The 11,665-nt window shown below is 55.8% G+C and carries 7 protein-coding genes; all 7 read right to left on the bottom strand.

From position 1 onward, the window contains the following. Positions 1–7 precede the first annotated feature (7 nt). The gene (locus BN3795_RS01500) at positions 8–1,006 is read right to left on the bottom strand and encodes a glycoside hydrolase family 130 protein (RefSeq protein WP_068782989.1); all 999 of its coding nucleotides are present in this window, start codon (positions 1,004–1,006) and stop codon (positions 8–10) included. An 89-nt stretch (positions 1,007–1,095) separates the two neighbouring features. Next, positions 1,096–2,415, bottom strand: a complete 1,320-nt coding sequence (locus BN3795_RS01505) for a glycoside hydrolase family 125 protein (protein ID WP_068782990.1) — start codon at positions 2,413–2,415, stop codon at positions 1,096–1,098. Positions 2,416–2,467: 52 nt separating this feature from the next. Continuing rightward, positions 2,468–5,605, bottom strand: a complete 3,138-nt coding sequence (locus BN3795_RS01510; RefSeq protein ID WP_068782991.1) for an alpha-mannosidase — start codon at positions 5,603–5,605, stop codon at positions 2,468–2,470. A 5-nt stretch (positions 5,606–5,610) separates the two neighbouring features. After that, on the bottom strand, positions 5,611–7,848 hold the full coding sequence (locus BN3795_RS01515) for a glycoside hydrolase family 3 N-terminal domain-containing protein (protein ID WP_232729829.1): 2,238 nt from the start codon (positions 7,846–7,848) through the stop codon (positions 5,611–5,613). A gap of 189 nt (positions 7,849–8,037) precedes the next feature. Then, a complete protein-coding gene (locus BN3795_RS01520; RefSeq protein WP_068782993.1) occupies positions 8,038–8,955 on the bottom strand; it encodes a carbohydrate ABC transporter permease in 918 nt (305 codons plus the stop codon). A gap of 24 nt (positions 8,956–8,979) precedes the next feature. Next, positions 8,980–9,909: an ABC transporter permease gene (locus tag BN3795_RS01525; protein WP_068782994.1), complete on the bottom strand. Its 930-nt coding sequence runs from the start codon at positions 9,907–9,909 to the stop codon at positions 8,980–8,982. 83 nt (positions 9,910–9,992) lie between these two features. Next, a complete protein-coding gene (locus BN3795_RS01530) occupies positions 9,993–11,477 on the bottom strand; it encodes an ABC transporter substrate-binding protein (protein ID WP_068782995.1) in 1,485 nt (494 codons plus the stop codon). Between the last annotated feature and the right edge of the window lie 188 nt (positions 11,478–11,665).

Here is an 11,665-nt window from a genome sequence, read left to right on the forward strand (position 1 = left end):
AGACGGCTTACGCTTCCGTCTCCAGCGGGTATTCTTCCATGTACTTTAGCAGCTCGTCCACGGTGGTGAACGCCAGGCCGGTGACCGTATCGGCGCAGCCATAGTAGATGGCGATCCGGCCGGTTTCGGCGTCCGTCAGCGCTGCGCAAGGGAAGGTCACGTTCGGCACGTCGCCAACCAATTCGTACAGTTCTTCCGGGCCGAGGATGTAGTTGCGCGAACGCGCTTTGACGATCCAAGGCTTGTCGATGTCCAGCAGGGCGCAGCCCATGCGGTACACGAAGCCGTTGCAGGTATTGATGACGCCATGGTAGATCAGCAGCCAACCTTGGTCGGTTTCGATCGGAACCGGTCCCGGGCCGATTTTTTTCGATTGCCATGCGGAAGCGTCGCCGTTAATCGTGCCCATGACGTAGCGGTGTTTGCCCCAGAACGTCAGGTCCGGGCTTTCGCTGTAGAAAATATCGCCGAACGGTGTGTGCCCCGTATCGCTCGGGCGGCTGAGCATCGCGTAACGTTCGCCGATTTTGCGCGGGAACAGGACGCCGTTGCGGTTATACGGCAAAAAGGCGTTTTCCAGCTGATGGAACGTTTTGAAGTCCGTCGTGTAAGCAATCCCGATCGTTGGGCCGTGGTAGCCGTTACACCAGGTAATGTAGTAACGGTCGCCGATTTTGCAGACGCGCGGGTCGTAACGGTATTCACGCTTGGTGATCTCCTCGTCGCCTTCGAATTGAATCGGCTCGTGGTTGATTTTCCAATTCACGCCGTCGTCGCTGAAGCCCGCGAAGATATCCATGCTGACCGAACGGGAATCGCAGCGGAATACGCCGGCAAATCCGCCTTCAAAAGGCACGACCGCGGAGTTAAATACGCTGTTGGAGTTCGGGATCGCGTGGCGCTCGATGATCGGGTTCTGGGAATAACGCCAAACCGGTGCGTTCAAACCGGCAGGTTTGTCTTGCCAAGGGATATTTTTCAAGGCTTCGCCGATAATTTTGCTCATGGTCGAGTCTCCTTCGAATTTAAAATTGGGGAGTGCCTTAGCATTCCAAACGGGATACCAGGGCACCCTTGCAGATTGCAGAGCAGAGTTTACAGAATGCCTTCTTGCATCGCGCGGTACACCAGCTGCGAGAACAAGCTGTTCGACCAAGCGAACCATTTGCGCGTAAACGTGTTCGGATCGTCGGCGTGGAAGCCTTCATGCATATAGCCGGTGCCTGCATCGGTGGCTTCCAGCATGGCAATCATTTCCAGCTTCTCTTCCTTCGTTTGCGCCGTGATGCCCTGCATCGACAAGGCCATATGCCAGATGTAGTTCTCCGGCGTATGCGGGCTGCCGATGCCTTTGGCGGCTTTGCCTTCGAAGTAGAACGGATTTTCCTTGCTTAGGGCAAAACGCCGCGTATTTTGATAAATCGGATCGTCCGCGCCAACGTAGCCCAGATACGGAATGGACATGAGGCCCGGCGTACCGGCATCGTCCATCAGGCAGTAGTTGCCGAAGCCGTCGGTTTCGTAAGCGTAAATCGGACCGAACTCCGGATGGCGGTAGATGCCGTACAGCTTAATGCCGTGGTCAACCTCGAACTCCAGCTCCTTCAGCTCGGCCAGGAATTCCATGTCGCGGAAGACCCATTCGGCGAATTCCTGCATTTGACGCAGCGCCACGACCGCAAACATATTGCCCGGAATGTTGTAGTGGAAGTCACAGGCATCGTCGCTGGAACGGAAGCCCGACCAGATCATCCCCGTATAGTTCACCGGCATGCCCAACCCGTTGTTCCGCAAGGAATCGGTGGGGATTCCATTGTTGCGGGTAAACCGGTAAGGCGATTGCTCGAAGTGATGCTGCTCGGTTTTGAACAGCTCGTAGATTTTCCGCATCGCAGCCTTGAAGCCGGCGTCAAAAATATCCGTCCGTTCGGTTTCCTTCCAATACGTATAAGCCAAGCGGACCACGAAACACAAGGAGTCGATTTCGAATTTACGCTCCCATACCCAAGGGGACATTTCGGTCACGTCGGTCGTGTTCCAGTGCCAATCGTTAGCCGATTCGTTAAACGCGTTGGCGTAAGGATCGATATGCACATAGTTGATGTGGCGCTTGATCAGTCCGCTGATGATCCGCTGCAAATCGGGATCGTTCTTGGCGAACGGTACATAGTGGATCACCTGCTCCACGGAATCTCGCAGCCAGGAAGCCGGAATGTCACCGGTGATGACGAAGGTCGTTCCATCGTCCATCAGCTTGGTCGTAGTCTCCAGCGTATTCGGAAAACAATTCTTGAACAGTTGCAGCAATTTCGGGCGATGCGCCAGTTTTGTCTCGGCTTCGGCCAGCACGTCCTTGACGGCCTGCGGCAATTCCAGCTGCGGCATCGGTATTTTCGGGAGTCTAAATTGTTCCATGAACTTGTCTTCTCGCTCCTTTTTTATGGGAAATGAATTCGTGCTTGGCTCGTTATTTCAGCTTCAGCGTCTTGATCTCATACGGGGCAAAATCAAGCTCGATCCGCCCGCCGTCCGCCATCGCGATCGGTTCCAGCTCCCGCTCCAGCGCGTCGGACCGGAATGCGCCCGAAACTGGCTCGCTCCAATTCAACGTCACGCGCTCGCGGCCGCCCGCCGATTCGTACAGGCGCAGGATCACGCCGTCGCCGTCCTCGGCCGGTTTCACCGTGTCGAGCACAACGTGCTCGCCCGTAAAGCCAAGCAGCGTCCCCGTGGAAGGCCGCGTTCCTTCATGCGCTGCGGCTGCCAGCACCACCGGTGCGTGGTTCAGCGCGGCAGCGGCGCGCACGGTGTGAGCGGTCTGCCAGTCGCCTTGATGCGGATACAGCGAATACGTAAATTCGTGTTCTCCCAGATCGGCGGTGACGTCCGGCCATTTCGGCGCCCGCAGCAGCGACAAGCGAATGGTGCTGCCCTGGATGTCGTAGCCGTATTTGCAATCGTTCAGGAGGCTGACGCCGTAGCCGCGTTCGGATACATCGGCGAACCGATGCCCGCACACTTCGAATTGCGCCTGCTCCCAGCTCGTATTGCGATGCGTCGGACGTTCCAAGGCACCAAACGGAATTTCGTAAGTTGCCTTATCCGTGACGACGTCGATGGGGAACCCGACTTTCAGCAGCTTGTGGGCTTCGTTCCAATTCACCTTCGTTTGAAAATCGATCCGCTTGTCATGATGATACAGGATCAGATCCTGCGTGATTTCCGATTGACCAAGACTCCAGCGGAACCGCAGCACGTCTTGAACTGCGCCGCTTGCAACCAGACCGCTCTCCAGCAATACGGCCTCACCGGCCGGCTGCTGTTCATAACGCGGGTCGATGTCCCACGCATCCCACAATGTGGGACGGTCGTGGTAGAAGTGGAAACGGTTCGCGCTTTCGCCCGTCTTCACGATTTCCCGACCGGCTTCCTTATCCCACAGGCTGACGATTTCGCCGCGGTCGTTAAATTTCAGGCGGTAGAACTCCGTTTCCCACTCGCCTTGGAACCCTTTGCTTCCAGCTTGGGAATTCGCTCGCGCTCCCGCTGCCGCTGTTGTTCCGGCAACTGCTTCCGCCTCGGATCGCAGCCAAATCGTCTTGTAACCCAGCGCCGGAACTTCCGGCACGCGGACCCAAGCCGCCGATTCTCCGTCAAGACCTGTCCGGACGTCCAGTTCAAGCCGTGTTCCGTGCTCATCATAAGCGGCTGCACCGCTTCGATAAGCTTGATCGGGGAGCGCTGCGACCATATCGCGCGTCCAGCCCAGGCTGTTGAAGATGACGTAGGGCGTCCCTTCGCCGGAAGTCTTGACCTGCTCAGCCAGAGCCGTTAGGCCAAGATTCAAACCAGCGTTGCCCTTGTCAAAAATCTCGATATATTCCTTCGTCGACGTCTCGTACGCTTCGGTAATTGCCGAACCCGGAATAATGTCGTGGAACTGATTCAGCAGGATCAGCTTCCAGCCTGCCTGCAGCGTGCTCTGCGCCTCGCGCTGCTGATCCTGCGGTATGACCGGAGCGGCCAGCGCGTTCCACAGCTCGGCCTCGCGGTACAGAATCTCCGCTTTCCGGTTGCTGCGCTTGTTGCGCCCGTGGGTCGTATACGTCCCCCGGTGCAGCTCCAAATACAGATCGCCGTGCCAAGCCGGCAGCTTCGGCTGCGCCGCTTCGATTCCGGCGAAGAATTCCGTCGCCGTGCTATATTCGCTCGCCGGCTGACCTACCATCAGCTCGGCGCGGTTCAAGTACTCCAGCATTTCGCGAGTAACCCCGCCGCCGCCGTCGCCATGTCCGTAGAGCAGCATTTGCTCCGGATGGACGGCCTTCTCCCGGAAGGACTGCCAGTGTTCATGCACGTCCTTCGGCAGTGTATTTTCGTTTACGCCATGATTCAGGTACGACAGCATCGGCGTACCGTCGATGCCGACCCAATGGAACAGATCATACGGGAATACGTTGGTGTCGTTCCACCCCAGCTTGGTTGTCATGAAATAACGAATCCCGCCATGCTTCAGGATCTGCGGCAGCGACGCACAGTAACCAAACGTATCCGGCAGCCATTCGATCTCGGAGGTGAAGCCGAACTCTTCTTGATAGAACCGCTGTCCGTACAGCATCTGCCGCATCAAGGATTCGCCGCTAGGCAGGTTCAAATCCGGTTCTACCCACATGCCGCCGACCAGTTCCCAGCGTCCCTCCTTGATCCGTGCCTTCACTCGCTCATACAGCTCGGGATCATTGTCCTTCAAATAGGCGAACAGCAACGGCTGGCTTTGCGTGTAGCGGTATTCCGGATACTCGCGCATCAGCGCGTCAACCGTAGAGAACGTCCGGCTCGTCTTGCGCACCGTCTCCCGCGCCGGCCACAGCCAGGCGATGTCGATATGCGACTGGCCGACCATATGGATCAGGCCTTCGGCGTTGCCGCCAATCGCCTTCACCCGCTCAGAGAGCTGCTGCTCCAACCCGGCAATCGCGCTGCCATCGCGAATTGCTTCCGCGTCCAGCGCCACGAATCCATCCATGGCGGCATACAGCGCCTCGATCAGCCGGGTACGGCGAAAATCCTGCTCCGGCAGCAGCACCGCGGAATCGCGGACAACCGTCGCCGTATACATCAGACTTTGCACCGGCCGGTTCACCAGCACCAGACGGCTGTCGATCCGCGTAATCGGCGGCTGGATGACCGCTTGTTGGTTCAGCGGATCCACCGGCTCGGGGATCGGATCATACAGCTCGATCTCCAGCGAGATCGGGCCTTGTCCCTGCTCCTGCGGCAGCGTTACGAACGTATGGTTCCGGTCCAGGCCCTGGGCCGATTTGCCGTTGATTCTTAACAGTCCTTCGCCGCCGGAAGCAAAGATGAGACCCGCTTGTCCGCCGCGCCATCCTTCCGGGATCTCCAGCCGGGTGCGGAAGAAATACGTTGTTCCCTGCGTGCTCGGAAACCGCTCGAAAGCTTGCCCCTCCGAATATTCTGCTTCCTTCGTGTAACTCCCGGGAACCTGGTACACGGAAGATGTAATCTCCCACCCGCGCAGTTCGACCTGATCAAGCCACTGAGCCTCTGACAGCTCCCGGATAAAACGTCTGATGCGTTCCATATCGATTAACCCTCCCGCACAAAGAGATTGGCGCTTAGCGTATCCTTTACGTTCTTGCCGACATGAACCCGGAATTCTCCCGGCTCCACCACCGGCTCATAGTTCCGTCCGATATACTGCAGGTGCTCCGGACCGACCTCGAACTCCACCGTCTGCATCTCGCCCGGCTGTAAAAAAACCTTGCGGAAGCCCTTCAACTCCTTCGCCGGCCGGGTTACGGTGCTTGCGACGTCGGTGATGTAGAGTTGTACCACTTCCGCGCCGGCCCGGTCACCCACATTCGTGACTTCCACCGTCACCTTCGTTGTCCCGTCCGCATCGATCGTATCGGACTCCACGCTGAAGTTGCCATAGGTGAACTCGGTGTAGCTCAGCCCGTATCCAAACGGATACCGCGGCTGCGAATCGTCTTCCAGATAGCGTTTGCCCCGCGAACGTTTGCCGTGATAGTAAACCGGAAGCTGTCCGACATGCTTCGGAACGGAGACCGTCAGGCGTCCGGACGGATTCACGTCGCCGAACAAAATATCGGCGATCGCATGCCCGCCTTCTTGGCCCGGATACCAGGCTTCCAGAATCGCATCGGCGTGCTCGTCGATCCACGGCTCGGCGATCGGCCGTCCGTTGATATAGACCACGACCAGCGGTTTACCGAGCTTATGAACTTCTTGAATCAGCTCCAGCTGTACACCGGACAAGCTGAGATTCATCCGGTCAATGCCTTCGCCGCAATCCATGTCGCTCTCCGCATTGCCGGTTACTTTGGAAGCGCCGGTTCGAAGGTCGATCGTGCCTTCGCCGAAGTCCCGCGCGCTGGAGCCGCCGACAACCATGACCACCGTGTCCGCCTGCTTCGCGCAGGACAAGGCCGCGTCGAATCCCTCCCGGGAGTCGCCGTTAATTCGGCAGCCCGGCGCGTACAGCACCCGCTCCGGCGCTGCGGCCAGCTTGGTGCGGATTCCGCCCAGCACGGTCGTCACCTTGGAGCGCGGCTGCGGCGACGTGTAATCGCCCAACTGGTTGTAGCCTACATCGGCGTTGGGTCCGATGACGGCGATAGTGCCGGCGTCCGCCGACAGCGGCAGCACGCCGCCTTCGTTCTTCAGCAGCACGATGCCTTCGCTGGCCAATTGCCGGGCCAGCTCCACATGTTTCGTGCTGCCGATCACCCGCTCGGCCCGCGCCGGGTCGGCGTACGGCCGCTCGAACAGCCCGAGGCGGAATTTCAGCGTCAATACGCGGCGCACCGCGCGATCGAGCACTTCCTCCTCCAGCTGTCCCGACCGTACCGCCTCCACCAGATGCTTACCGAACATCACGCCGGACATCTCCATGTCGATGCCCGCACGGATCGCTTGAATCGTCGCGTCCCGTCCGTCCTCCGCCACATCGTGGCCGGAGGCAAGCATGTCGATCGCGCCGCAGTCGGTGATGACCATGCCGTCAAACCCCCACTCGCCGCGAAGGATGCCGTCCAACAGTTCCTCGTTGGTCGTACAAGGAACGCCGTCGATCTCGTTGTAGGCCGGCATGATCGAAGCCGCACCGGCTTCCACCGCCTTGCGGAACGGCAGCAGGTCGACCTCCAGCAGCTCGCGCCGGCCCATATGAACCGGGCCGGCATTGCGGCCGCCCTCGGAGCTGCCGTAACCGACGAAGTGCTTCAGCGTGGCCGCCACGCTGTCCTCTCCGTCCAGACGATCCCCTTGCAAGCCTTCGACCGAAGCGACGGCCATTTCGCCGATCAAATAGGCGTCTTCGCCAAAACACTCTTCGGTCCGGCCCCAGCGGGGATCACGCACGACGTCGAGGACCGGGGAATAGGTGACCGCGCCGCCTTGCGCGCGCGTCTCCCGGGCCACCGCTCGGCACATCTCGCGGTACAGCTCCACGTTCCAGGTGCTGCCGAGCGACAGCGGCACCGGAAAGACCGTTGCGCCGATCGCCATATGGCCGTGTGAGCATTCTTCCCCGATCAGGATCGGGATCCCGAGCCGGGAGTTCTCGATCGCGTAACGCTGGATCGCGTTGACCGCCTCCGCGCCTTCGCGCGGCGACAACCCGGTTTCGAGCGTAACGCCCGTCCACGGGTCGGCGCGCAATACGCCGTACAGCGAGCCGATCCCTCCGCTCTGCACCTGCGCTTTAAACGCTTCGGTCAGCCGGATCTCCCCGTCTTTATGCTCATAGGTCTGCCAGCCGAAAGGCTGGACCAGCTGGCCGGCCTTTTCTTCCAATGTCATCAGTCCGAGCAAATGCTCCACTCGTTCCGGGACGGGTTTCGAACTGTCTTTGTATAACAACGTCTCCACCTCGCTCCTTAATTAATTACTTTTCCATAAGAGTTCAAAAGGGAGTAACTCAGGTTTTGATAAAGTTTAAATAGACGTTCAAAAATTGACTTTTCAGCACCGAGAAGAATTTCTTCTATATTATTCTTTGACAGCGCCTACCGTAAGTCCTTGTACAAAATACCGTTGAAAGAACGGATATGCAAAAATAATTGGCAACGTCGCAAGCACAACCATCGCCATCCGCGAGGTATCCTGCGGAATCGAAGACAAAGCTTGCAAGCTCAGCGAGCTGTTCTGCGAGTTCTGCTGAATGAACGCGATACTCGATTCGATCCGCATCAGCATCGACTGCAGCGGCACCAAATTCGGATTATCGATATACAGCAGCGCGTTGAACCAGTCGTTCCAGTATCCCAAGGTGCTGAACAAGCCGATGGTCGCGAGGCCCGGCAGCGACAGCGGCAAGACGATGCGCAGGAAGATATAGAAATCGCCGGCACCGTCAATCCGCGCCGATTCAATGACCGCTTCCGGAACGCTTGTACTATAGAACGTACGTAAGATCATGATATAAAATGCATTCATCGCGAGCGGCAAAATCAGCGCCCACAACGAGTCTTTTAATCCCATCAATTGAGAGACCACCATATAGGTCGGAATCATCCCGCCGTTAAAGAGCATCGTCACGATCGCAAAGACGGAGAAGAATCTCCGGTAACGGAAGCTCTTCCGCGAAATGGCGTAAGCGTACAACGAGATCATGATCAAGCTGATCACCGTACCCACCAGCGTAACCAGAATCGTTACCCCGTAGGAACGAAGCAGCGAATCGCCGCTCTCAAACACGAAGCGGTAAGCTTCCAGACTCCATTTGGCAGGAATCAGCCGGTAACCGTCTGTTGCCAGCGTTTTTTCATCCGTAAAGGAAATAATGACGACGAAGATAAAAGGGAACACGCACAAGAAAGAGAAGATGCCTGCGATCAGGTGCAACACGGCGTTCCAGCCGCGGGAGACGTTGTGAAAATCCTTCGTTTTTCTAGCCAGCTCCGCCATACTCTGACACTCCTTTCAGCTGTTTTAAAATAGGGCGCTGTCCTTATCAATTTTGCGCACCACGTAGTTGGAAACCATGACGAGAATGAAGCCCACCACCGATTGATAAAGGCCGGCCGCCGTACTCATGCCGATTTCCCCGGTTGTTTTCAGACCGCGGTATACGTAAGTGTCGATGACGTTCGTAACTTGATAGAGCGTACCCGAATCTCTCGGCACTTGGTAGAACAAGCCGAAGTCCGCATAGAAGATCCGCCCTACCGCAAGCAGCGTCATGATAATAATGATGGGGGAGAGCAGGGGAACCGTAATGTTCTTGATTTGCTGCCATTTGGTGGCCCCGTCGATCATTGCCGCTTCATACAGCGATTTGTCGATCCCCATGATCGAAGCCAGATAGACAACGCTGTTGTAGCCGATCGTTTTCCATAGATTGACGAAAACCAGGATATACGGCCAATACTTCGGCTCCGAATACCAATTTATCCGTTCCAGTCCAAACCAGTCGAGAATCTGGTTGAGCATCCCGCGGTCCATGCTCAGGAAGCTGAACGCGAAGTAACCTACGATAACCCAGGATAGGAAATACGGCAGGAACATCCCGGTTTGATAGACTTTGGCCATCGTCTTGCCGACCAATTCGGACAGCAGGATCGCCATCGCAACGGAAAGGACGAGTCCGATGAAAATAAAAGCCAGATTGTATAACAACGTGTTGCGGGTAATGGTAAATGCATCGTTGGTGCTGAACAAGAACTTGAAGTTGTCCCAGCCTACCCACTCGCTCTTCGCAATACTTGCCCAGAAGCCGTCACGATTGAAGCGGTATTGCTTAAATGCCGTAACCGTACCGACCAACGGAAGGTATGAGAAAAAGAAAAACCAGATGGCTCCCGGCAACACCATAAATAACATGACTTTGTTCTTAAGCAGGTTCTTGAAAAATGCAGCCATGATGTTCCCCTCCTGTCGAAAAATAATGAAAAAGGATCGGGCGCCACTTTCACCCGCCCGATCCTCTACTGTTTCTTTAATTGTTACTTGTTGTTCGCAGCTCTCCAGGCGTCGAGCTGAGCTTGGGCTTCAGCAATGACCTTATCCAGGCCGGCCTCTTTGAACTTCTCGATGGCTTTCGGCAAGTAATCTGCCGGATCAACCGTACCCGTCATCAACGAGGACCAGAATTGTTCTTTCACGTTTTGTACAGCTGCCATTTCGGTAGCCACTTTCGTGCTGTCGAAGTTGAAGCTCAGGATCGGCGAGTTGATGCCTTCTGCGTTAAACTTCTTGAATTGCTCCCATTTGTCATCCGGATCGTTAGCATTCAGATAAAGGAGCATGTTGTTGCCCAAAGAGTACGACGGCATGTCGTAGTTTTTCGATTCTGCCAAGTTTTCATAGTGAGTATCGTCAAGCTTTTTGTAGTGAACGCCTTCGATCCCAGAGTCAACCATGTTGCGCAGCACCGGATCGGTGTTCAGCAGGTTCAGGAATTCCATCGCTTTCTCCGGATTCTCGGAGTTTGCGGAGATCGCCATAATCGAACCTTGTACGGAAGTGTTCGTGATGATCGCGTCACTTGCCGGCGTGGAAACAACCGGATAGCCATAGCTTGCAGACCACAGGTTATCCGCCAGCGGCTGGGTTTGCGCACGGTCCATGAACCATTGACCGGAAGTCATCAGGTCGTTGGTGGAACCGGTCGTCGCGGCTTCAGGAGCGATATAACCCGCTTGATAGTATTTGTGCATCAGATCCAAAGCGGCTTTCATTTCTGGCGTTTCCAGGACGTTTACGATTTTATAATCGCTCGTGTCCAATTTCACGGCCATCGGCAGGTTCTGGATGATGTAGTCATAAGGCACGTAAGGAACGTATTCTTTATTCATTGCGAACGGCGTTATGCCCGGTTCGTTTTCCTTGATCGTTTTCAGCAACGGCTCGATGCTATCCAAGGAACGAACGTTGGTGATGTCCAAGTTATATTTGTCAGCCAACGTTTTGTTGAAGCGCCATACTTCTTGTTGAGGCAATTCTTTGTTGGCAGGGATGCCGTAGTTATGGCCATCCACCTTGGAACCTTCCAGGAAGGCCGGATCGATGGTGTTCTTCAGATCTTGTCCGTATTTCTCAAGCAGTTCGTCCAGCTCCATGAATGCGCCTTTTCTGGCGTTTTGCACGTAGTCGAAACCACCGGCCGAGGTGAAGATGATGTCCATCGGCTCGCCGGAAGCGACGTTAACTTGCATTTTTTGCGAATAGTCGCCCCAGTCGATCATTTTCATAGTAATGGTTGCGTTGATTTTCTCTTTGGTGTATTTGCTGACTTCTTCCATCACGCGGTCAACGTCTTTTTGCGGCGTCCCGATCGTGTACCAAATCAGGTTGACCGGTTTTTCCGAATTGCCACCTGCAGAACTGCTGTTGTCAGCGTTCTTGCTGCCGCCGCACGCGCTTAGTACAAGCACCAAGGCCATAAGCGTGGCAAGTACGAAAGAAAAACTTCTCTTGTTTTTACTCATGCAGATCCTCCCTTTTGAAACTCTATTGTTTGTTTAACTACCTTAACCTTACCGGATGAAAGCCGTTACAAAAAGAAGATAAATTTAAAAAATCGAGGTACAAATTAAAGAAAAGGACAGAGCCCCGGAAACAAGGAAAATCTGCCCGTTATCGGCAGGAATCCATCTCCTTGATCCAGGGTCCCCAT

Origin of the sequence: Paenibacillus phocaeensis (assembly GCF_900021165.1) — a bacterium.
Taxonomy (GTDB): Bacteria; Bacillota; Bacilli; order Paenibacillales; family Paenibacillaceae; genus Fontibacillus; species Fontibacillus phocaensis.

What these genes read in the sequence shown, in the direction of transcription:
- BN3795_RS01510 (WP_068782991.1), bottom strand. Translation starts at nt 5,605, where the DNA reads ATGGAACGCATCAGACGTTTTATCCGGGAGCTGTCAGAGGCTCAGTGG.
- BN3795_RS01530 (WP_068782995.1), bottom strand. Translation starts at nt 11,477, where the DNA reads ATGAGTAAAAACAAGAGAAGTTTTTCTTTCGTACTTGCCACGCTTATG.
- BN3795_RS01520 (WP_068782993.1), bottom strand. Translation starts at nt 8,955, where the DNA reads ATGGCGGAGCTGGCTAGAAAAACGAAGGATTTTCACAACGTCTCCCGC.
- BN3795_RS01525 (WP_068782994.1), bottom strand. Translation starts at nt 9,909, where the DNA reads ATGGCTGCATTTTTCAAGAACCTGCTTAAGAACAAAGTCATGTTATTT.
- BN3795_RS01515 (WP_232729829.1), bottom strand. Translation starts at nt 7,848, where the DNA reads ATGACATTGGAAGAAAAGGCCGGCCAGCTGGTCCAGCCTTTCGGCTGG.
- BN3795_RS01505 (WP_068782990.1), bottom strand. Translation starts at nt 2,415, where the DNA reads ATGGAACAATTTAGACTCCCGAAAATACCGATGCCGCAGCTGGAATTG.
- BN3795_RS01500 (WP_068782989.1), bottom strand. Translation starts at nt 1,006, where the DNA reads ATGAGCAAAATTATCGGCGAAGCCTTGAAAAATATCCCTTGGCAAGAC.